General features: G+C 69.9%; 18 protein-coding genes. 9 read left to right on the top strand and 9 right to left on the bottom strand.

Annotated features, from left to right (window positions below; all coding sequences use genetic code 11):
• The 3 genes from BLV57_RS41695 to BLV57_RS41685 form a co-directional block, all read left to right on the top strand.
• Positions 1–676, top strand: a 676-nt coding sequence (locus BLV57_RS41695) for a flavodoxin-dependent (E)-4-hydroxy-3-methylbut-2-enyl-diphosphate synthase (protein WP_176969048.1), incomplete at its 5' end; no start/stop codon positions are given.
• A gap of 110 nt (positions 677–786) precedes the next feature.
• A complete protein-coding gene (locus tag BLV57_RS41690; protein ID WP_091300058.1) occupies positions 787–1,599 on the top strand; it encodes a helix-turn-helix domain-containing protein in 813 nt (270 codons plus the stop codon).
• A 3-nt stretch (positions 1,600–1,602) separates the two neighbouring features.
• Positions 1,603–1,986 carry a VOC family protein gene (locus BLV57_RS41685; protein ID WP_091300055.1) on the top strand — a complete coding sequence of 128 codons (384 nt, stop codon included), beginning with the start codon at positions 1,603–1,605 and terminating at the stop codon, positions 1,984–1,986.
• A gap of 320 nt (positions 1,987–2,306) precedes the next feature.
• Here the strand turns inward: BLV57_RS41685 and BLV57_RS41680 are convergent, their stop codons facing one another.
• Complete coding sequence (locus BLV57_RS41680; protein ID WP_245757747.1) at positions 2,307–3,830, bottom strand: carboxylesterase/lipase family protein; 1,524 nt, start codon at positions 3,828–3,830, stop codon at positions 2,307–2,309.
• 135 nt (positions 3,831–3,965) lie between these two features.
• Here BLV57_RS41680 and BLV57_RS41675 point away from each other — a divergent pair, with 135 nt between their 5' ends.
• Genes BLV57_RS41675 through map form a run of 3 tightly spaced genes read left to right on the top strand, consistent with a single transcriptional unit; the run spans position 3,966 to position 7,536 of the window.
• A complete protein-coding gene (locus BLV57_RS41675; RefSeq protein ID WP_091300083.1) occupies positions 3,966–4,820 on the top strand; it encodes a GNAT family N-acetyltransferase in 855 nt (284 codons plus the stop codon).
• A gap of 50 nt (positions 4,821–4,870) precedes the next feature.
• The gene (locus tag BLV57_RS41670) at positions 4,871–6,655 is read left to right on the top strand and encodes a penicillin-binding transpeptidase domain-containing protein (protein WP_091300053.1); all 1,785 of its coding nucleotides are present in this window, start codon (positions 4,871–4,873) and stop codon (positions 6,653–6,655) included.
• A gap of 23 nt (positions 6,656–6,678) precedes the next feature.
• Positions 6,679–7,536 (top strand): type I methionyl aminopeptidase, encoded by an 858-nt coding sequence (gene map, locus BLV57_RS41665; protein ID WP_091300050.1) that lies wholly within the window; start codon positions 6,679–6,681, stop codon positions 7,534–7,536.
• 118 nt (positions 7,537–7,654) lie between these two features.
• Here the strand turns inward: map and BLV57_RS41660 are convergent, their stop codons facing one another.
• Positions 7,655–8,329 (bottom strand): FadR/GntR family transcriptional regulator, encoded by a 675-nt coding sequence (locus tag BLV57_RS41660; RefSeq protein ID WP_091300047.1) that lies wholly within the window; start codon positions 8,327–8,329, stop codon positions 7,655–7,657.
• 132 nt (positions 8,330–8,461) lie between these two features.
• On the opposite strand from BLV57_RS41660, the gene BLV57_RS41655 reads away from it, so the two are divergent.
• The gene (locus BLV57_RS41655; RefSeq protein ID WP_091300044.1) at positions 8,462–9,739 is read left to right on the top strand and encodes a CynX/NimT family MFS transporter; all 1,278 of its coding nucleotides are present in this window, start codon (positions 8,462–8,464) and stop codon (positions 9,737–9,739) included.
• Here BLV57_RS41655 and BLV57_RS41650 read toward each other — a convergent pair.
• The 3 genes from BLV57_RS41650 to BLV57_RS41640 all read right to left on the bottom strand — a co-directional run bounded on the left by BLV57_RS41650 (position 9,727) and on the right by BLV57_RS41640 (position 13,345).
• Positions 9,727–10,932 (bottom strand): right-handed parallel beta-helix repeat-containing protein, encoded by a 1,206-nt coding sequence (locus BLV57_RS41650; RefSeq protein WP_091300041.1) that lies wholly within the window; start codon positions 10,930–10,932, stop codon positions 9,727–9,729. The genes BLV57_RS41655 and BLV57_RS41650 overlap by 13 nt on opposite strands.
• A 143-nt stretch (positions 10,933–11,075) precedes the next feature.
• Positions 11,076–12,467, bottom strand: coding sequence for a mycothione reductase (locus BLV57_RS41645; protein WP_091300038.1), 1,392 nt, complete (start codon positions 12,465–12,467; stop codon positions 11,076–11,078).
• A gap of 56 nt (positions 12,468–12,523) precedes the next feature.
• Positions 12,524–13,345 carry a M15 family metallopeptidase gene (locus BLV57_RS41640; RefSeq protein ID WP_091300081.1) on the bottom strand — a complete coding sequence of 274 codons (822 nt, stop codon included), beginning with the start codon at positions 13,343–13,345 and terminating at the stop codon, positions 12,524–12,526.
• Positions 13,346–13,521: 176 nt separating this feature from the next.
• Here BLV57_RS41640 and BLV57_RS41635 point away from each other — a divergent pair, with 176 nt between their 5' ends.
• Both BLV57_RS41635 and BLV57_RS41630 read left to right on the top strand, forming a co-directional pair.
• Complete coding sequence (locus tag BLV57_RS41635) at positions 13,522–14,313, top strand: S1 family serine peptidase (protein WP_091300035.1); 792 nt, start codon at positions 13,522–13,524, stop codon at positions 14,311–14,313.
• A 78-nt stretch (positions 14,314–14,391) separates the two neighbouring features.
• Positions 14,392–14,817: a GNAT family N-acetyltransferase gene (locus tag BLV57_RS41630; protein WP_091300032.1), complete on the top strand. Its 426-nt coding sequence runs from the start codon at positions 14,392–14,394 to the stop codon at positions 14,815–14,817.
• On the opposite strand, the gene BLV57_RS41625 is transcribed toward BLV57_RS41630, so the two are convergent.
• From BLV57_RS41625 to BLV57_RS41610, 4 genes are all read right to left on the bottom strand, one after another.
• Positions 14,786–15,958 carry an 8-amino-7-oxononanoate synthase gene (locus tag BLV57_RS41625; protein ID WP_091300029.1) on the bottom strand — a complete coding sequence of 391 codons (1,173 nt, stop codon included), beginning with the start codon at positions 15,956–15,958 and terminating at the stop codon, positions 14,786–14,788. The two genes, BLV57_RS41630 and BLV57_RS41625, sit on opposite strands and share 32 nt — an antisense overlap.
• Before the next feature lie 135 nt (positions 15,959–16,093).
• Positions 16,094–17,587, bottom strand: a complete 1,494-nt coding sequence (locus tag BLV57_RS41620; RefSeq protein WP_091300027.1) for a DEAD/DEAH box helicase — start codon at positions 17,585–17,587, stop codon at positions 16,094–16,096.
• A 383-nt stretch (positions 17,588–17,970) separates the two neighbouring features.
• Positions 17,971–18,918 (bottom strand): serine protein kinase RIO, encoded by a 948-nt coding sequence (locus tag BLV57_RS41615; protein WP_091300024.1) that lies wholly within the window; start codon positions 18,916–18,918, stop codon positions 17,971–17,973.
• Between the two features lie 183 nt (positions 18,919–19,101).
• Positions 19,102–21,924 (bottom strand): helix-turn-helix transcriptional regulator, encoded by a 2,823-nt coding sequence (locus tag BLV57_RS41610; protein WP_245757745.1) that lies wholly within the window; start codon positions 21,922–21,924, stop codon positions 19,102–19,104.
• Positions 21,925–22,078 lie beyond the last annotated feature (154 nt).

The raw sequence follows: 22,078 nt of genomic DNA, 5'->3' as shown, positions 1-22,078 counted from the left end.
CGGCAAGGCGACGCCGGAGGCGCTGGCGGAGTCGGCCATGTGGGAGGCGTCGCTGTTCGCCGAGCACGACTTCCACGACATCAAGATCTCGGTCAAGCACAACGACCCGGTCGTGATGGTGCGCGCGTACGAGCTGCTGGCCGAGCAGTGTGACTATCCGCTGCACCTGGGTGTGACCGAGGCCGGTCCGGCGTTCCAGGGCACCATCAAGTCGGCGGTCGCGTTCGGCGCGCTGCTGCGGCAGGGCATCGGTGACACGATCCGTGTGTCGTTGTCCGCGCCGCCGGTGGAAGAGGTCAAGGTCGGGATCCAGATCCTGCAGTCGCTGAACCTCAAGGAGCGCAAGCTCGAGATCGTGTCGTGCCCGTCGTGCGGGCGCGCGCAGGTCGATGTGTACACGCTGGCCGAGCAGGTCACCGCCGGGCTCGAGGGCATGGAGATCCCGCTGCGGGTCGCGGTCATGGGTTGTGTCGTGAACGGCCCGGGTGAGGCTCGCGAGGCCGACCTGGGTGTCGCGTCGGGTAACGGCAAGGGCCAGATCTTCGTCAAGGGTGAGGTCATCAAGACCGTGCCCGAGCACGCGATCGTCGAGACCCTGATCGAAGAGGCCATGCGCATCGCCGAAGAGTCAGGCGCGTCGATCGGCGAGGGCGAGCCGACCGTCACCGTCGGCTGAGTGCTCGAACGGGATAAAGCGGGCTTTATATCGGGGTGCTCGCCCCGGGATAAAGCCCGCTTTATCCCGGTCTCCCGGTAACTGTCGGCCGGCCGGTTTAGGCTGGTCAGGTGTCAGTCGAATGGGCTGTGGGACGGCCGCACCCGGCGGTGCGGCACCTGGTCGCGCGGTACGTCGGCTACACCCAGGAGAGCGTCACCCTCGAAGTCCATCGGGGACTTCCGTCGCGGTACGTGACCATGATCATCAGCCTGGCCGAGCCGATCAGGCTGCTCGAAGCGGCCGGCTTCGGCGCGCTGAGCACCCAGGGCATGGTCGGCGGCATGCACGTCGGCCCGGCGCTGATCGCCCAGGACCGCTTCCAGTCGGGCATCCACCTGGAGCTGAACCCGCTCGGCGTCCGCGCGCTCCTCGGCGTCTCCGCCGCTTCGCTGGCCGGGCAGGTCGTCGAACTCGAGCAGTTCGCACTGGGCTCGCTGCCGGACCGGCTCCGGTCGGCGCCGGACTGGGCCTCGAGATTCTCCATTTTGGACACCGTGCTGACGGCTTCGGCCGCCTCGGTCGATGTCCCGCGTGAGGTCGGCTGGGCGTGGCGGTCGATGATCGGCGCAGGCGGGCAGCTACGCGTGGCCTCGCTAGCTGACGAGATCGGCTGGAGCCGCCGTCACTTCGGCGAGCGGTTCCGCGCCGAGGTCGGGCTCTCGCCCAAACAGGCGGCGCGGGTGTTGCGCTTCGAACGTGCCGCTTGGAAACTGCGCGGCGGGCAGCTCGATCTCGCCTCGCTCGCCGTCGAGTGCGGCTACTACGACCAGGCGCATCTGTCGAACGAATGGCGTGCGCTGGCCGGATGTTCGCCGCGGACCTGGATCCTCGAAGAGCTCCCGTTTCTCCAAGACTCGGATGTGTTCGCGCTCGACACTTGAGCCATGAACGAGATCTGGCCCGCACTGCGCTACGACGACGCGCCCGCGGCATTGAAATTCCTGACCGGCGTCTTCGGCTTCTCGGAAACCCTTGTGGTGCCCGGGGAAACCGGCGACATCGTGCACGCGGAGATCCGCTGGCCCGGCGGTGGCGGCGTGATGTTCAGCGGCACCGCCTACTGCGCCGGAGTCCACGGCGAGATCAAGGCGGGCGGAAACGCTGTCTACGTGGTGGTTTCCGACGTCGACACGGTCTACGAGCGCGTCCGCGCCGGCGCCGAGATCGCGGATCCCATCGCCGACACCGAGTACGGCTCGCGCGCTTTCACCGCCCGCGACACCGAGGGGAACCTTTGGACCTTCGGCACTTACAAAGGCGCTGCGTAGAAGGGGTCGTGAGTGTTTAGGCCGGTTAGAACCGGTCGGAACACTCACGACCCCCGGCCCCACTTTGCCCGCAGGTGGCTAGCCGCGGCGAACGGAAGAATCTGGCCGCACAATGTCCAGATTCGTTCATTCGCGAAGATCAACTCGCCCGCCAGGCCACGCCACGCTGACTTTCCAGCCGATAACCGGCCGCGACGCTCACGACCTACCCACTTCGGCCCTCGCGTGATCCCGATTTGGTGAGGGCCTCCCTCACCCAAGCCACACGGACGCGCCACGGGTTGGCTTTCCGCCCAACAACCGCCGCAGCGCGCGCGACCCTAAACGCCTATGCCCGCCCAAAAACCGCAGTTGTGCTCAGCCGCCAGGTCGACGGGCTCAACCGCGCCGGGCGCGAGCGAGAGCACGCCCGAGTGCCACTGAAGCCCAGGGTCGCCGACGCGGGCGAACCGCGCCCAGGCCCCGATCATCTGCGCCGAGAGCCGTTGCTGCTCAGGCGTCAGCTTGAAGTCGGTGCCGACGAGGTCCGACAGGTACGGCAGTTCCGACCCGTGCGCCGCGCCCGGCTTCATGTCGGGCGGGAACGGCAGGAGCGCGGGAGCGTCCCGGTCGGCGAACTCGTAGGTGAACGTCCGCGTGCGCGCGGCCAGCAGCCGGTCGGTCTCGGCCTGGGGGCAAGACCAGACCCGGTCGGTCATCGCGTCCGCGAACGCCATCGACGGCGAGCCGTGCGCCGACGTCGGGTACTTCGCCGCGACCTGCGGGGCCTTGGCGCCGAAAGCAGTGCGCAGCAGTTCCTGGTAGCGCTGCTCGGTCATCGGCTGGTCCGGGAACATCGCGACGAACAGCCTGGCCTCGTCGCGGGTGGTGCCCGCGATCGTCGGCACCCGGTTGAACCGGCCCTCGCGCACCGCCCGCGCCGGGTCCAGCGGCAGCACCTTCGTGTCGTACACCGGCGAGCTGATTGGGAGCGACAGCAGCGACTTCACCGGGAGCGCGCGCAGGCAGGCGACGTCGTGGCAGCCGAGACCGGCGCCCGCCGCCGTGCCCTGCTGCTCGGCGGCCGAGAGCGAGGTGAACGGGCTGCCCGCCGGGACACCGGGGAAGAACCCGCCGTCCGGCCACGACAGCGTGCACGGGCCGCTCTGGATGATCGCCCGGTCGAACAGGCCGGCCGACAGCGGTGAAGCGAGATGCGAGCAGACGCTGAACCCGCCTGCCGATTCGCCGAACAGCGTCACGTTGTGCGCGTCGCCGCCGAACGCCGCGGCGTTGCGCTTCACCCAGCGCAGCGCGGCCTGCTGGTCCTCGATGCCGAAGACGCCCGAGTCGGCGAGCCCCGGGTAGCCGAGGAAGCCGAACGCGCCCAGCCGGTAGTTCACGGTGACGACGATCGCGTCGCCGCCCGAAGCCAGCCGCCGCACGTCGTAGTCGCTGCCCGCGCCCGAGGTGAACCCGCCGCCGTGCACCCAGACCATGACCGGCCGCGGCCGGTACGACGGCTTGGCCGGCGTGGTGACGTTCAGGTAGAGGCAGTCCTCGCTCTCGCTGCCCGCGCCGACGACCGACGCGGCCTGCGCGCAGCGGTCGCCGGGTTTGGTCGCGTCGCGCACACCGGTCCATGGCCGCGCGGGCTGTGGCGCCTTCCAGCGCAGTTCGCCGACCGGTGGCGCGGCGAACGGGATTCCTTGGAACGTCCGATGCCCGTCGGTCACCGTGCCCCGGACGGTGCCCGCGTCGGTGCGGACGAGGTCGCGGCCGGTCGCGGCCGCGGTGGAGGTCAGGGCGCCAACGGCCACGAAGGCCAGCGCCAGTGTCAATGATCGGGTGATTCGCTTACTCACTACCCCAGGAGTTCGCATACTTCGACTCTGGCCGGGCTGTCACGCTTTGTCACTTCGGTTTCGCGGAAAAGTTCGCCACAGCGTGTCGGGGCCCTCGCGTTCCGTTGACGGCGTTCATCTGGCACTCTGGTGAACGTGTTGCGGCTTGCAGGTGCGCGGCTGCTAGATGATCGGGACTTTCCGGCGGTCCGTGCCGCGCTCTCCGCCGACCCGGTGGGTAGCTGCATGGTCAGCGCCCGAGTCGAGGTTGCCGGTCTAGACCCTTGGCGCCTCGGCGGTGAGCTGTGGGCCGCCGACTCGCGCCCGATCAAGGCAGGCCGGATCCAGGGCCTGTGCTTTTCGGGCCCCAACCTCATCCCGCTGCGCGGCAACGCCTCCGCGCTGCGCTGCTTCGCCGACCGCGCGCTGCGCCGCCAGCGCAGCTGCTCCTCGCTGGTCGGGCCCGCCGAGCAGGTGCTCGGGCTGTGGGAAGAGCTCAATCCCGAGTGGGGACCCGCCCGGGAGGTCCGTGCCGATCAGCCCCTGATGGCGCTCGACGGCCCGCCTGCCGTGCCGAGCGACCCGCTGGTCCGCCCGGTCAGGCCCGACGAGCTGGACCGCTACCTGCCCGCGGCCATCGCCATGTTCATCGAAGAGGTCGGTGTCGACCCGCGCGCGGGCGACGGCGGCGTCAGCTACCGCGCCAGGGTCGCCGAGCTGATCGCGGGCGGGCGCGCGTTCGCCCGGTTCGAGGGCAAGGAAGTCGTCTTCAAGGCCGAGATCGGCGCGATGTCCAGCACGGTCGGCCAGATCCAGGGCGTCTGGGTGCACCCGGACCGCCGCGGCGACGGGCTCGGCACCGCGGGCACCGGCGCGGTGGTCAGCAGGCTCGTCCGCGGCCTCGGCCGGACGGCGAGCCTCTACGTCAACTCGTACAACACGGCGGCGCTCGCGGCGTATCGCAAGGTCGGCTTCGAACAGGTCGGGCAGTACGCGACTGTACTCTTTTGAGTCGGCGTTGCGGTTCTTGACAACCGCTCTGAACAGGCATTATCCCGCGCATGCCGGTTCGATCACTGTTGCTCGTCGGGCTTCTGCTCGCCTCGTTGACGGCGTGCTCGTCCACGCCGGGCCCCGAGGACGTCCTCAAGGACTTCCTGGGTGCGATCGCGTCGGGTGACACCACCCGCGCGGCGATGCTGACCAACGCCCCCGACACCGCGAAGGCCGTGCTCGACCAGGCGAGAGGCGCGCTGCAGCCGCAGTCGCTGCAGACCTCGGTCCAAGAGGTGCACAACCCCGCGGGATCGACCACGGCCGACGCGAAGTTCCAGTACGACTGGAATCTCGGGCACGGCAGGCAGTGGCAGTACCAGGCGAGCGCGCAGCTGTTCTCCGAGCAGGACAACTGGAAGGTCCGCTGGCTCCCGACCGTGCTGCACCCGAAACTCGGCGCGCAGCAGGTGCTGGCCGTGCGCGTCGACACGCCGCCGCTGGCCGCCGTGCTCGACCGCGACGGTGTGCCGATCCTCGAACCGGGGACCGTGGTCGGCGTGCTGATGGACCCGAAGCTGCCGGATCCCGGCCCGGTGGCGGGAAAACTCGCCGCCGCGCTCGGCAAGTACGAGCCCTCGGTCACCCAGAAGTCCATTGTGGACGGCTTGAAGGCGCAGAACCCCACCGCCGCCTACGCGGTCGTGTCGTTGCGGGCTGGCGACTATCAGCGCGTCAAACCCGTCATCTACGACCTGCCCGGCGTGCGGTTCAGCAAGCAGGAACGGCTGCTGCCCATCCAGCGTGACTTCGGCAGGCAGGTGCTGCCGGCCGTGCGGTCGATGGTCGAGGACCAGATCGCCGGGCACGCGGGCTGGCGGGTGGTGACGGTCGGCTCGATGGGCATCGACGTCGCCGAGCTGCACGCGAAGCCGGCCGAACCGGCGCCCGCGATCGCGAGCACGCTGTCGGGCAAGGTGCAGGCGGCGGGGGAGAAGGCGATCGACGCGGTGAAGACGCCCGCCGCGCTGGTCGCGATCCAGCCGTCGACCGGCGAGCTGCTCGCGGTGGCACAGAACGACAAGGCCGACGAACAGGGCCCGCTCGCGCTCACCGGCCGCTTCCCGCCGGGCTCGACGTTCAAGATCGTGACCGCGGCCGCCGCGATGTCGGCGGGCAAGGTCGGCGCGGACAGCACGGTCGACTGCCCCGGCACGACCGCGTTCAACGGCCGCGTGGTGCCCAACGAGGGCAAGTTCGCGCTCGGCTCCGTGCCGCTGACGAAGGCGTTCGCGCGCTCCTGCAATACGACCTTCGCCAGGCTCGCGGCCGACCTCCCGGCCGCCGCGCTGACCGAATCGGCCCGCGATCTGGGGCTGGGCGCCGACTTCGCGCTGCCGGGGCTCACCACGGTCACCGGCTCGGTGCCCGCCACCGACAATGTCGTGCAGCGCGCGGAGAACGGCTTCGGCCAGGGGACGGTGGTCGCGAGCCCGTTCGGGATGGCCGTGGTCGCCGCGAGCGTCCAGTCCGGCCGCACGCCGACGCCGACGCTGCTGCGCGGCGTCGCCACCGGCACCCAGAACCTCGGCAAGCAGCTGCGGCCGGACGTGCTCGACGCGTTGCGCGGCATGATGCGCGCGGTCGTGACCGAGGGCACGGCGACGGGACTACGTGATCTGCCCGACGTCCGTGGCAAGACCGGCACCGCGCAGTTCGGCGACGGCACCCACTCACACGGGTGGTTCGTCGGCTATGCCGGTGACCTGGCCTTCGCGGTGCTGCTGGTCGACGCGGGCAGCTCCAAACCGGCCGTGGAGGCCGCACACCGGTTCCTGACGGGACTCGGCTGACCGGATGGTCGTAGGGTGGAGGCATGTCCGTTCGTGCCCCGTTGAAGCCCGGCGTCCAGACGCCGCGCCGCGCCGTCCCCGCCAGCATCGCCCGTCCCGAGTACGTGGACAAGCCTGCGCCGAAACGGGACACCGGCAACGGCGTGCGCACGCCCGAGGTGATCGAGAAGATGCGCGTCGCGAGCCGGATCGCGGCGCAGGCGCTGGAAGAGGGCGGCAAGGCCGTCAAGCCGGGCGCGACGACCGAGGACATCGACAAGGTGATCCACGAGTTCGTGCTCGACCACCACGCCTATCCGTCGACGCTCGGGTACCGGCATTTCCCGAAGTCGTGCTGCACCTCGCTCAACGAGGTCATCTGCCATGGCATCCCCGACTCGACGGTGATCGAGGACGGCGACATCTGCAACATCGACGTCACCGCGTTCATCGGCGGCGTGCACGGCGACACCAACGCGACCTTCCTCGCGGGCGATGTCTCCGAAGAGGCCCGGCTTCTGGTCGAGCGGACCCGCGAGGCGACCATGCGCGCGATCAAGGCCGTGCGTCCCGGCCGCCAGCTGAACGTGATCGGCCGCGTCATCGAGTCTTACGCCAAGCGATTCGGGTATGGGGTCGTGCGGGACTTCACCGGCCACGGTGTCGGCCCGGCGTTCCACACGGCGCCGACCGTCCTGCATTACGAGGAGCCTTCGGTCACCACGGTGATCGAAAAGGGGATGACGTTCACGATCGAGCCGATGATCACGCTCGGGACGATCGACTACGACATCTGGGACGACGACTGGACGGTCACCACCAAGGACAAGAAGTGGACCGCCCAGTTCGAGCACACCCTGCTCGTCACGGACGACGGCGCCGAAATCCTCACCCTCCCCTGACACCCCCCCAGCCCGCCCGATCACGGTAAAAAAATCCCAATGCGGCATTGGTCAGTTTTCAGCCAGCCAATGTGGCGTTCGTCAGCTCGAACCTGACGAATGCCACATTGGGATTTTTTTACTCGGCGATGCCCGCTAGTAGCTCGTTGAGGAAGCCGACGGCCTCGACGGCGGCGCGGTCGGGGTCGCGGTCGGCGATGGCCTTGGCGAGCCCGCGGTGCTCGATCTCCTGGGCGTTGTCGGGGTGCTTGTTCGACGTCGCCGCGACGCTGGCGGTGACCACTTCGGTCAGTCCGCGGTAGAGCTCGGTGAGCAGGGTGTTGTGGCCGCTGTGGACCACGGTGAAGTGGAATTCGGCGTCCGTGCGGGCGAAATCGTCCCAGCGGCCCTCGGACTGCTCGATGTCCCGCTGGTCGAGAAGGGCGAAGAGTTTCGCGACCTCTTCGTCGGTGCGGGACGAGGCGGCGAGGCGGGCGCCCTCGACTTCGAGGGTTCGGCGGACCTCCAGCACCTCGCGGAGTTCACTGCCGCACAGTCTTCGGACCGCGCCGGAAACCTCGCTCGTGGCGCGCACGTAGGTGCCGTCGCCCTGGCGGACCTCCAGCAGCCCGCTGTGCGCGAGCGCGCGGACGGCCTCACGGACCGTGTTGCGGCCGACGCCGAGTTGGGTAGCGAGTTCGGGTTCGGTGGGGATCCGTTGCCCGATTGGCCACTCTCCTTTGGTTACTGCTTCGCGCAGTTGCTCGATGACCTGGTCTACCAGGCCTGCTCGTCGAGTGGTGGCCAGAGGCACAGCGGTAATCCCTTCCTCGCCTTGTGAGCGGTTAACTGACTGCAACTGAACAGTCTGGTCAACGTTAGCGGTGGACGCCAGGGCCATGTGACGGGATGATGGTGCGGTCACATTTGATCGTCCAATCATCCCATGTCTGCCATAGTGGCTGGTGTGACCGTGTACTCCTGGGAATCAAGCACCTCTCGTGGCCTCGAACTCGAACTCGAGGGCGTTGTAGAACCGATTCCAGACAGCCGCCGGACCGTGCTCGCCGGGGGCTTGCTTCTCACTGTCGCTGTCGTTTTGACCGCTTTGAACCTTCGTCCGGCGATCACCAGCGTCGGCCCGCTGCTCGGTGAGATGCGTGGCTCCCTGGGTGCTTCGGCGGTCTGGGCAGGCGTGCTGACTACGTTGCCGGGGCTCTGCTTCGCGGGCGCCGGGCTAGCCGCGCCGTGGCTGTCGCGCCGGTTCGGGATCGGCGCCGCCATCGGGCTGGCGCTCGCCGTGCTGAGCGCCGGGCTCGTGCTGCGCGTGCTCGACGGGCCGTACGTCGTGCTCGGCGGCACCCTCGTCGCGACCGCGGGCATCGCGCTGGCCAACGTGCTCGTGCCGGTCGTGATCAAGGACTCGTTCCCGGCCCGCATCGGCGTGATGACCGGCATCTACACCGCCGCGCTGCAGCTCGGCGGCGCGCTGGGCTCCGGCATCACCCCGCCGATCGACGACGCGCTGGGCGGCTGGCGTCCCGCGCTCGCCAGCTGGGCGGTGCTCGGCGTGGTCGCGCTGGCCGTCTGGTTCTTCGCCGCCCGCCGCCGCGCCGAGGGCGAGGCGGTCGCCGCCGGACCGGCTGGCACCGGCAAGTCGCTGCTGCGCAACCGGCTCGCCTGGATCGTCACGCTGTTCTTCGGCTTCCAGGCGTTCCTCGCCTACGTTGTGATGGGCTGGATGCCCGAGGTGCTGATGGACGCGGGCGTGTCCAAGACCGAGTCGGGGTTCCTGCTCGGCCTGGTCTCCGTGCTCGCGGTGCCGATCAGCCTGACCATCCCGGCGCTCGCCGCCCGCCAGGGCAGCCAGAGCCTCTGGATCGTCGGGCTCGGCCTGTTCGGCTTCGCCGGGATGGTCGGCCTGATGGTCGCGCCGGGGTTCTCGCCGCTGCTGTGGAGCATCCTGGTCGGCATCGGGATGAGCGTCTTCTCGCTCGCGCTGACCGTGATCGCCCTGCGTGCCCGCACCGGCGAGGACACCGCCCGCCTGTCCGGGATGGCGCAGGGCATCGGCTACCTGCTCGCGGCGCTGGGGCCGTTCCTGTTCGGCCTGCTCCACGACCTCACCCACGGCTGGACGATCCCGTTCGTCATGGTGCTGGGCGTGTTCGTGCTGCAGATGACCTTCGGCGCGCTGGCGGGCCGCCGCCGCTACATCTCGTAGGCGCCGATGTCGTGCCCCGCGCCGCGGGGACGCGGCTTGTTGTCGAGGTCGAAGGCCGGGGCGCCGGTGGCGGAGCCCCGGTCGACGGCCTTGGCCGAACCGGGCCGCAGGTGGAAGTCGCCCGCGCGCGGATCGACGAATCCGGGATCGCCCGCGACGTTGTGGTCACTGGTGAACGCGGGGTGCGTGAAGTTCCCTTCGGCGTAGATGTTGTTGCGCAGGACGTTCACGCCCGCGTATTCGTCGCCGCCGAACCACATCGCGCCCTGCGCGTTTCCGTAGAAGGTGTTGTTGATGATCCGCACGTTCGAGATCACGCCGGTGGATTCGACCCAAATGCTCAGGCCCGCTTGTGAGTTGCCGTAGGAAACGTTGTTGTACACCTTGACGTTGTCGAGCTTCCTGCTTTCGGAATAGTCCTCGACGGCCAGCGCGATACCGGCCTTGGTGTTGTTCTTGGTGCCGCTCGCGACATTGTTGTAGATCTCCACGCCGGACGACGAGTCCACATAGATGTTCGGGCCCCGGTTGTTCGAGGAAACGTTGTCGTGAATGGAGATCCGGGCGTTTTCGGTGTACTTGACGTCGATGCCCTCTTCGCCGTTGTCGTGCACCCGGCAGTGCTTGACCTCGATGTCGCGCGACCCTTCGCCGAGGCTCATCGCCTCGTGGTCGGCCGACGTCCCGCGCGCGTTGGTGCCCCGGATGTCGCAGCCGTCGATCACGGCGTTGGCGGTGTCGAGCAGCACCAGCCCGCCGTCCTGCGAGCCGTCGATCCCGAACTTCTGGAAGACGAGATCGTGCGCCTGGTACGCGTAGACACCGAAGCGGCTCGATCCTGAGACGGTGACATTGGTGAAGCGCAGCCACGAGCGATCGCCGAGTGCGAGGCCGTCCTTGCCCTGGATCACGGCCGTGCCGCCCTGGCCGTAGAAGGTGATGTACTTCCCCGGCGCCCCGCTCTGCTTGAGCGTCAAGCCGCCGGGGTACGTCCCGGCCGCGATGCTGACGTTGTCGCCGGGCCGCGCCGCGTCGGCCGCCGCCTGGACGGTCGAGTACTGCCCGCCGGGGCCGACGGTCAGCGTCCGCCCGGACGCAGGCGGCGGCACGTCCGGGGGACAGGCTTCGGCCGGGCTCACCGCCAGCAGGCCCGCGGCCAGTGCGGTCGCCAGTGCGGTCGTGGTCAGCCCCATGGGTTTCCTCCCGATCTTGGATGCCGCCGCAGCTTGGCGTGATCGGGTTGGGACGGGTCCCAAGGCCAGGGGAGGGTGTTCAGGCCCGGGATAAAGCGGGCTTTATCCCGCTCTGGCATAAAGCCCGCTTTATCCCGGTCTTGCTAGTCGAGGGGGAGGTTGAGGAGGGCGTTCTCCACCAGCTCGGGCATGGCCGGGTGGATCCAGTATTGGCCGGTCGCCATGGTGCGCGCGTCCAGGCCGAAGCTCATCGCCTGGATCAGTGGCTGGATCACCGACGGCGCGTGCGGGCCGATGATGTGCGCGCCGAGCAGCTGCCCGGTGGCCGGGTCGGCCAGCAGCTTCGCGAAGCCGGAGGTGTCCTCCATCGCCCAGCCGTACGCGATGCCCGCGTAGTCCTGCTTCGACGTCACATACGAGACGCCGCGCTCCCGCGCCTCCTGCTCGGTGAGGCCGACCGAGGCGATCTGCGGCGAGCAGAACACCGCGTGCGGCACGAAGCGGTGATCGGACTTGATCCGGGCGTCCGGGTTGGCCAGATTGTGCTTCACCACGCGCATTTCGTGGTTGGCGACGTGCTTGAGCTCGTAGTGCGACGAGAGGTCGCCGAGCGCGTAGATGCCCTCGACGTTGGTCTCCTGGTACTCGTCGACGTCGACGTAGCCGCCGTCGCGCACCGCCACGCCGGTGGCCGCGACGTCGAGCAGGTCCGAGTTCGGCCTGCGGCCGACGGCGACCAGGATTTCGTCCGTGACCACGGTTTCGGCGCCCTCGGGGCCTTCCATCTCCACCGAGATGCCGTCCTCGTCGCGGCCGACGCGCAGGGTCTTGCGGTTGAGGCGCACGTCGAACTTGGCCGCGGCCAGCTCGGTGTAGCGCTCGCTGACCTCGAAGTCCTCACCGCGCAGCATCGCGCCGGAGCGGGCGATCAGGGTGACCTGCACGCCCAGCGACGAGAACACGTGCGCGAACTCGGCGGCGATGAACCCGCTGCCGATGATCACGAGGCGCTTCGGCAGCTCCTCGAGCCGCATGACCGTGTCCGAGGTGTGGAAACCGGTCTCGACCAGGCCGGGGATGTCCGGGATGACCGGCCGTCCGCCCGCGGCCAGCACGAACTTGTCGGCGGTGAGCGTTTCGGTGCGGCCGTCCGGGAAGGTGACGGTCAGCGTCTTGGTGCCGGTGAACTTGCCTTCGCCTTCGTAGACGTCGACGTTCGCGTTGTCCTCGTGGCTGCGGCGGTACTCCGCGCCACCGGCGGCGATCGGGTCGATCCGGCCGAAGACGCGGTCGCGGATGTCGGCCCAGCGCACCCCGGTCAGCTCCTCGTCGACGCCGAAGCGCGAGCTGAACGACGGCGTCGCGGCGACGTCGGCGGCGTAGACGAACATCTTGGTCGGGATGCAGCCGACGTTCAGGCAGGTGCCGCCGAAGGTGCCCTTCTCCACGATCGCCGTCTTCAGTCCCGCGAACTGCGGGCCGAGGATCGAGTTGCCCGATCCGGTACCGACGATCACCAGGTCGTAGTGGGGCACGGCTGTCATCCTTTGCTCGTTCGGTTCTCGCTTAGCTGAACTGGTTCCCGCCGCCGCTAATTCCCGGTGGCGGAGAAGTGCATGCGGTCCTTCGGGCTGGTCCAGGAGCCACCCCACGACCACCCGATCGAGGAGAACGCGCGCACCACCGGGTCACCCGGAAGCAGCATCCCAGGCCGCAGGTTCCCGCGGTCGAGATACGCCGACGCGAGTTCGGGCAGCACCAGGTCGCCCTTGGTGTACGGATTGCAGAACGGGTTGACGTCGACCGCCAGCCCGTACGCGTGCGCCGACCAGTTCGCCTGCCCGCGCGCCGGTCGGCAGACGAACGCGCTGGTGTCGTTGCCGTCGCCGGTCGGGGCGGCGGTGAGCTCGTCCGGCCTGGTGACGCGCATCTCCTCCAGCGGGAAGCGCTCGGCGAACAGCCTGCCGAACACCTTGGTGACGCCGTCGGCCGCGCTGGCGTTGACGATCATCTCGCCGGTGTGCGGGCGGCCGTCGAAACCCCAGAACGACATGGTCAGGTAGCGCAGCGCCGCCGGCGCGACCGGGCACGCGGGCTGCCAGGTGCTCCGCTTGAGCACGTCGGCGGGCACGGCGGCGATGGTCGAGGCGTAGCGGTCCCCGGCAGGCGGCGGCAGGAAGTCTGCGGTGGGGAGCGCGCGGTTCTCCAGCTCGGGCGGGGTCGGCAGGATCTGGCCGAGGCCGTCCGGGCGGCGGGGCAGCGGCTTGGCGCCGACCTTCCAGCGTGGGGGCTCGGGCGCGGGCGCGGCGCCTGTGGCGGGTGGCGGTGTCGCCGGGCTGGCCGGTGCGAAGAGCGGGGAGGGCGTCGGCTGGGGAGTCTCGGTGCCCTGCGGACCACAACCGGCGAGTCCCATGGCCGCGATCAGCAGCACGCACACTCGGAGTCGCACGCGGACCAGCTTGTCAGAAGCGGACCGTGACCGCGTAGTCCACCCGATTCAGCGACACCGTATCGGGCCTGCTCCGTTTAGGGTATTGACGACTGCCCGTGTACGCGCCGGAGTCATTCCGCCCCGAAGGGAAATCAACGATGCCAGCCAAGTCTCGCCGCAACCTGCTCTTGGTCGCCGGGGCGCTGCTCGCCGCCGCCGTGGCCGTGCCGGTCGCGTCCGCCACCCCGGAGACGGCCGGCCAGCCCGGCATCGTGGGTGGTCAGCCCGCCGCCGTCGCGCAGTACCCGTTCGCGGTGTTCCTCACCGACGAGAACGGCAGCCAGTTCTGCGGCGCCGTCCTGATCGGCGAGAACTCCGTCGCCACGGCCGCGCACTGCGCCAAGGCCGTCACCAAGACCAACCTGCGCGTCGTCGCGGGCAGGCAGGACAAGCGTGTCAAGGACGGCACGGTTTCGACCGTATCGGACATCTGGGTGAATCCGGACTACACCGATCCGGGCACCGGCAACGACATCGCCCTGCTCACCACGTCGACCCGCCTCCGTTACGACACCGCGCAGGTCACCCAGACCGCCCGGTACTACGCCGAGAACACCATGGCCACCGTCCTCGGCTGGGGCCGGCTGAAGGACAACGGCGAACGCTCCGACGTACTCCGCAGCGTCGACGTCCCGATGATCAGCGACGCGAGCTGCAAGACCGCGTACGGCAACTACGACCCGTCGACCATGGTCTGCGCCGGGTACGCCAACGGCGGCAAGGACGCCTGCCAGGGCGACTCCGGCGGCCCACTGGTGGTCGGCAAGGTCCTGATCGGCATCGTGTCGTGGGGCGTCGGCTGCGCCCAGCCCGGCAAGCCGGGCGTCTACACCCGCGTCTCCGCCTTCGCCGACGAGCTGGAGAAGCGCTCGAACCGCGGCCTCTTCTGAGGTCGTGAGTGTTTAGGCCGGTTAGAACCGGCCGGAACACTCACGACCCCTCTGGGGCGAGGCCGCTTATGATGTGGTGTGAACAACGTTGCCGGTGATCGGCTGACCGCTGCTCAGCTCTACGAGATCTTGCGTTTGCGCGTCGACGTGTTCGTCGTCGAGCAGGAATGCCCGTACCCCGAAATCGACGGCCGGGACCTGCTGCCGACGACCCGCCATCTCTGGACCGAGGATTTCGGTTCCTACCTGCGCATTCTCGCCGATCCCGACGGCGTCAGCCGGATCGGCCGCGTCGTCACGGCGAAGGCCGCGCGGGGCAAGGGCCTCTCAGCCGAGCTGATGAAGGCCGCGCTGGACCACATCGGTGACGCGGACAGCGTGCTCGATTCGCAGACCTACGCGACCGGGTTCTACGCGAAGTTCGGGTTCGTCCCCGAGGGCGAAGAGTTCCTCGAGGACGGCATCCCGCACATCACGATGCGAAGGCTCCGCGTGGCGCGGTAGCGGTGATCACCTTCACCGCACGGTCCACATCGGACTCGGTGAGGTCGGCACGCGCGGTCAGCCGCAGCCGGGAGATGCCGTCCGGCACGGACGGCGGCCGGAAGCAGCCGACCCGGATCCCTTGCTCCGCACAGGCTCCCGCCCACGCGACGGCCTCGCCGGGCGAGGGCGCGTGCACCGAGATGACCGCGGCTTCCGGCACGCACAGCGTGAAACCGGCGGCCTTCAGCTGCATCGCCAGGTTCATCGAGGCGTCGCGCACCTTGGTCGCCAGCTCGGGCTCGGCCTTGAGCGCGTTGAGCGCGGCCAAAGCCGCCGCGGCGCTCGACGGCGCGAGCCCGGTGTCGAAGATGAAACTGCGTGCGGTGTCGACGAGGTGCTTGATCACCCGGCGCGGGCCGAGCACGGCACCTCCTTGCGCGCCAAGGGATTTCGACAGCGTGATGGTGGCGACCACGTCCGGCGCCCCGGCCAGCCCCGCCTCGTGCACGGCGCCCCGGCCACCCTCGCCGAGCACGCCGAAGCCGTGCGCGTCGTCGATCAGCAGTGAGGCGTTCGTTTCCCGGCACACCCGCGCGAGGTCGCCGAGCGGGGCGATGTCACCGTCCACGGAGAACACGGAATCGGTGACCACCAGCGCCCGCGGCTTGCGTCGCGTGCTCAGCGCGTGCGAGAACGCCTTCACGTCGACATGTGCGACGGCCGCGATGTCCGCGCGGCTCAGCCGACAGCCTTCGATGAGGGAGGCGTGGATGTACTTGTCGGTCACGATCGCCGACTCCGCGCCGGACAACGCCGTCACCGCACCGAGGTTCGCCGTGAACCCGGACGAGAACACCAGCGCCGCCTGGGCACCGCAGAACCGCGCGAGCTCGTGCTCCAGCTCGGTGTGCAGCTCGGTCGTCCCGGTCACCAGCCGCGACCCGGTCGACCCGGCGCCCCACCGCAACGCGGCCGCCGCGGCGGCACCCGCGACCCGCTTGTCCCTGGCCAGCCCGAGGTAGTCGTTCCCGGCGAGGTCCAGCTCCTCGGCGACCGGCGGCCGGGGCCGCAGCTGCCGGACCAGGCCCGCGCTCGCGCGCTTCTCGGCCTCGGCGTCCAGCCAGTCGAAGACGTTTTCGGGGGGAACGGGAGCATTCACGTCCCGCAGTCTCGCATGCGGGGGTCGTGAGTGTTCCCGCCGGTTCTAACCGGCCTAAACACTCACGACCCGAATGTCAGGTCGGGCACGAAAAAGGCGGGGCCGGTTGCGCCCGGCCCCGCCTTTTTCACTTACTCAGTTGTCGTAGCTGCGCCGCGGGCGGCTGCTCGGCCGCTGCGGACGGCCGCCCTCGCGGGAACCGCCGCCGTTGCCGTAGCGGGGCTGACGGCCACGGCCGCCGAAGCCGCCGGGACGGCCACCCTCGCGGGAACCGCCGTAGCCACCACGCTCGCCACCGCCGCCGAAGCCACGGCCACGACGCGGGGTCTCGCGCTGGCGCTCGGGCACCGGCTCGCCGCTGGGCTGCTGGGCGCCGGTGATCCGGGACAGCTCGGTGTCGCCGGGCCGCACGGTGGCCTGCTCCGCGCGGACACCCGCGCGGTCGGTCATCCGGCGGACCATGCGGCGCTGGTCGTGCGTGACCAGCGTGACCACGACGCCCGAGGCGCCGGCCCGGGCCGTGCGGCCCGCGCGGTGCAGGTAGTCCTTGTGGTCGGCGGCCGGGTCGACGTGCAGCACCAGGGAGATGCCGTCGACGTGGATGCCGCGGGCGGCGACGTCGGTGGCGACCAGCACCGGGGTGTGGCCTTCCTTGAAGTCGGCGAGCACGCGGTTGCGCTGGCCCTGGGTCTTGCCGCCGTGCAGGGCACCGGCCGCGACACCCTTCTCGCGCAGGCGCTCGGCGAGCCGGTCGACGTGGTGCTTGGTGCGGACGAACATGATCGTCCGGCCGTCGCGGGCGCCGATCTCGGTGATGATGTCCTGCTTGTCCTGGTGCGAGACCTGGAGGACGTGGTGGTCCATCGTGGTCACGCTGGCGGACACCGGGGCGACCGAGTGGGTGACCGGGTCGGTCAGGTAGGCGCGGACCAGGCGGTCCACGTCACCGTCGAGCGTCGCCGAGAACAGCAGGCGCTGCCCGCGGGCCGGGGTCAGGTCGAGGATCTCGCGGACCTGCGGCATGAAGCCCATGTCGGCCATCTGGTCGGCCTCGTCGAGCGCGACGAAGTTGACGTCCGAGAGCACCGCGGTGCCCTGGCGGACGTGGTCCGACAGCCGGCCGGGGGTGGCGATCAGCAGGTCGACACCGCGATTGAGCGCCTCGGCCTGGCGGGCGAAGGCCATGCCGCCGACGGCCACGCGGCACCACAGGCCGAGCGACTTGGCGAGCGGGGTCAGCGAGTCGGCCACCTGCATGGCCAGCTCACGGGTCGGCACGAGGACGAGGGCGCGGGGCCGCTTCGGGCGGGCCTTGCCACCGTCGAGCCTGGCCAGCATGGCCAGGCCGAACGCCAGGGTCTTGCCGGAACCGGTCTGGGCGCGGCCCAGCACGTCACGGCCGGCGATCGCGTCCGGGATGGTCGCGGACTGGATGGGGAACGGGGAGTTGATCCCCGCCTCGCGCAGTGCGCGAAGCAGCGGCTCGGGGAGGCCGAGCTCGGCGAAGGTCTTGCTCGGCACGGTCTCGACGGCCGTGTCGTTGTGCAGCACCTCGGTACCCCCGGTACGCGCACGCGGCTTGCGGTGCGGTCGAGCCGAAGGAGCGGAGCTGTTGAACGTGACTGTCACTGATACCTCTCGGACGTGGCACGTCACAAGGAGGCCCGGCTGTCCGCGCGCAGGCAGGACAAGATGGTGTGCAGTGGGCTTTCACAGGGACGAACCCGGCACACCATGTCTGCGTGACACCGCGCGCCAATTGGTTGATACGGATACCGCGAGCCATTCGGTTGGCTTTGGAGGCGACGGACACCACTCATCCACGCCGCCGGTTGCGGTCTGTCACTACTGTACCGGAGTCGGTCTCCGGCACCTACTCGCAGGTCCCAACTGTGGTCAACCCCTCAACCATCACCCCTGAATCACGATCGTCGAGAAGCCCGAAAGTGGCTTTCGTCAGATGCGACCTGACGAAAGCCACTTTCGGGCTTGGCCGACCGGGGTGCCGGGGCCTAGGGGAGGCCAGCGACGTCGCGGAGCTCGGCCACCAGTGCCGCCGGGTCCGTTTCGGACTCGGGGAGGCCACGGGCGGTGAACCACCCCGCGATGTTGCGGATGTCGCGCTCGAGGAACTCCAGGCCGCGCGGGTTGGCGACGATGTCGACCACCTGGGGCAGGTCGATGATCATCACCCGTCCCCGGTGGACCAGCAGGTTGTACGCCGACAGGTCGCCGTGCGCGAGACCCTGCGCGGCGAGCAGCTCCAGCGCCACCACCGTCTGGTGCCAGAGTTCCTTGAGTTCGTCGTCGTCCGCGCGGACCTGGGCGAGCCGGGGCGCGGCCGTGCCGTCCTCGTCGCCGAGGAACTCCAGCAGCAGCTCGGTTCCCTGGCGCTGCACCGGATACGGCACCGGGGCGCCCGCGTGCCACAGCCGGCTCAGCGCCGCGAACTCCGCCACCGCCCACTGCTCGGCGATCAGGTTGCGGCCGAAATTCGTCCGCGTCTCGATCGCCCGCATCTCACGGGACCGCCGCATCCGGCGGCCTTCGAGGTAGCCGGCGTCGCGATGGAACATGCGGTGTTCGTTGCTGCGGTACCGCTTCGCGGCGAGCAGCGACTCGTGGGTGCCGTCGGGCAGGCCACGGCGGATCAGGTGGACATCGGCCTCCTTGCCGGTCTTGAGCACGCCCAGCTCGGTGTCGACCGCGGCGAGCGCGGTGAGCACCCAGTCCGGCCTCGGCACGGGGCCGTGGTCGGCCTCACCCCAGGTGGACCAGCGGTCGGCGCCGCCGGGGACGTCCTGGACGTAGGCGTCTTCACGCAGCTGGGCCAGCCTGCCGCGTTCCGCCTCGGTCATCCGGCCACCGCGACTGGGCGCCGGTTCGTCGTCGAACCGCGGACGCTTGGTCTTGCGGCGGGACGGACGGTCGTAAGAGTCTTCGAAATCGTGCTCGCGCACTGGTGGGTTCTCCTCGTGAAGGGGTGCCCCACCGGGCGAGCGGCTACGCGCTAACGGCCTCGGGGGGCGGATGGGCGGGCCATGGGCACGCCAACGACAGGCATGTACATGTCGCACCTCCCTAGCTCCACTCGGGCTTGTGCCGACGATCATCCCGGACGCCCCGAAGACCCCGCAACCGAATTAAGCGCGCTGCAGCTCGTCGCGTGAGTGGACCTTCAGTTTCCGCAGCACACTGGCCACGTGCTGCTCGACCGTGCGCCTCGACAGGAACAGCACCTCGGCGATCTCGCGGTTGGTGTTGCCCTCGGCGAGCAGCCGCGCGACGTCCCGTTCGCGCGGGGACAGCTCGTCGCCGTAGCCACGCCTGCCGCGGCGTGACGGCGTGATCGCGCCGGTCGCGCGGACGGCGTGGCGGCAGCGCGCGGCGTCCCGGGTCGCACCCAGTTCGTCGAACGCGGCGGCGAGCGAAGTCAGCTCGCTCGCCTCCGGCTCACCGGCCCGCGCGAGCCGCTCGCCCGCCAGCGCGGCCAGATACGGCGCGGGGAGCCGTTCGTAGCGCTGCCGCGCGTCGGTCAGGTACTCGGCGGCGGTGGACTCGCCGCGGCACAGCGCCAATATCCCTTGTGCCTCAGCCAAAGCCGCGTAGCCCGCCGGTGCGTCGCAACCCGCCAGTCCGCGTTCGAGCTCGTCGGTAAGCGCTTGCGCGTCGCTGGCGCGGCCGGTCTGGCAGTACGCGTCGACGGCCATGACCACGAGTTCGCCCGCCCACGCCCAGACGCCCTTGCCGCGCGCGACCTCCAGGCCACGGTCGGCTTCGAGTGCGGCCGCCTCGGCGTCCTGTTGCGCCAGCAGCATCCGGACGACGCCCGCGTGCGCGGCGAGCACCACCGGTGCGATCGCGTTCTGCGGCTGCGCGATGCCCGTCTCGGCGAAATGCCCGGCCGCGCGGTCCCATTCGCCGCGTGCCACGGCCAGCGAGCCGAGCACCAGCGAGAGCTCACTCGCGACCGGCAGCAGGTCCTGGTACTCGTCGAGCAGCCGCAACGTCCGCGCGGTCAGCCCGTCCCAGTGCCCGGTCAGCCAGTCGACATGCGCGCGGGTGGCACGCGCGGTGCTGACCACATAGGGCGCGCCGCAGCTCGTGGCCAGCTGCATGCCGCTGTGCAGCAGGCTGCCCGCGCGGTCGTGATGGCCGATCCACGCGCACGCGTCGGCGAGGTTGCAGTGCATCCGCGCGAGCTGGCGTTGTTCGCCGGCCGAACCGATCGTGCCCGGCACGCGCCGCGCGAGCGCCCACGCGCGGCCGTCGCCGATGTGCAGCCAGGACGGCACGTTGCTGGCCATCAGGGTCAGCAGCACCAGGCGGTCGGTGGCGCCCGCGATCAGCTCGTCGACCCGCCGCATCCACGGCAGGTGCACCGGCAGCGGCGTCGTGCCAGCCCACGGCAGCGCGAGCATGGCGATGCCGCGCGCCTCCAGATCGGGCCGGTGCCCGAGGTCGTTGACGGCCAGCTCGGTCTCGGCGCGGCCCGCTTCGACGCCACCCGAGTACCGCATCAGCAGCAGCCCCAGGCTCAGCCGGACCTCGCCCCGCAGCCGCCGGGACAGCCGCCGGTCCCCGAGCAGCCGTTGCAGCGTCGCGATGACCTCGCGGATGCTCAGGCCGTCGAACGCGATCGCGCTGAGCCTGCCTGCCAGTCTGTCCACATCGGACGGTTCGAGCGCCGGTTCGTCCAGCAGGCCGCGGAGCAGGTCGGTCGCGGTGGCGAGATCGCCGACCTCGGCGGCGCGCTGGGCGGCGGCTTCGGCGTAGCGGATCGCGTCGGCCGACTCACCGGCCTTGCGGCTGTGCCCGGCGAGCTGCACCAGCGGCGGCGGGCTCTGTCCGAGCAGCGCCCGCACGGCGCGGCGGTGCAGCTGTTGCCTGGTGGGACCGGAAATCGTGCCGTAGACCGCCTGTTGGGCGAGCGTATGCCGGAACCCGTAACGGCAGTCGCCCGCTTCGAACAGCACATGCTTCTCGAGCGCGGCGACGAGCGCGCGGCGCGCCCGCCCCGCGTCCAGGCCCGCGGTGTCCGCGAGCACCGTGTCGGTGGCGGGCACGCCGAGCACGGCGGCGGCCTCGGTCAGCCTGCGCGCCGTGAGCGGCAGCTTGATCAGCCGCTCGACCATGGCTTCGCGCAGCAGCACCGGGACTTCGACGGATTCGAGCAGCCCGGCGTGCAGTGTTTCGGTGTGGTCGAGCGCGTTGAGCGTTTCCTCGACCACGAACGGGATCCCGGCGGTGCGCTCGTGCAGCCGGGTGGCGAACTCGGCCGAGATCGCGCGATCCCCCAGCAGCGCCGTGGCCAGGTGCTTCACCCCGTCGGCGTCGAGCGGGCGCAGTTCGATGAGCACGCTCGCCGAGCCGGTGGCCGGGCGATAACTGCTGCCGACCGGGATCCCGCCGGGCACTTCCTCCCGGCGGTAGGTGAGCAGCAGGCTCAGGTTGCGCGGCGGATCGGCCATCAGGAACCGCAGCAGCCTGCGTGAGCCGTCGTCGGCCCAGTGCAGGTCTTCGATGATGAGCACCAGCGCCCCGAGTGAGCTGATGAGCTCGCGGAACGCGCGGAAAAGCTGATGCCGTTCCGCGCGCGGATCACCGAGCGGCGCGGGCTGTTCCGGAAGGAAATCCGCCAGCTCGGGCAGATAAGGCCGCAGCGCGCCGCTCAGCGGGCTCAACGGTGGTTTGTTCTTCAGATGCCGTCCGGCGTGACGCAGCGCTTCGAGCACTACGCCATAAGGGAATGGTTCGCCCAAAGGCTGGCAATAGCCGGCGAACACCAGCCGCCGCGCCATTTCCGGCAGCCCCAGCAGCTCGGTGACCAGGCGGGTCTTGCCGACGCCCGCTTCGCCTTCGAGCATGACGATCGACGGCGGCCTGGCGATCGCGGACGCGAGCGCCCCCAATTCCGCGGACCTGCCTACGAGCACCGGCGAGCTCGCGTGTCTGACTCCGCTCATTTCTCAACGCTCATCTGTCAACCACCCAAACCACACCGTTCGGATCATCGCAGCTTAGGGCGGGCGGCTCTGTGACGGAACCCGTTCGGCCGGTCACGGAACTTTCGTAGGTGCGCAATAGATAGGTATGCCTACGGATCATTGCCTCGCTTGT

Source organism: Amycolatopsis xylanica (assembly GCF_900107045.1).
In the GTDB taxonomy this organism is placed as follows: domain Bacteria; phylum Actinomycetota; class Actinomycetes; order Mycobacteriales; family Pseudonocardiaceae; genus Amycolatopsis; species Amycolatopsis xylanica.
Note: the sequence above shows the minus strand (reverse complement) of the source record. Positions and strands in the feature narration are given on the sequence as shown.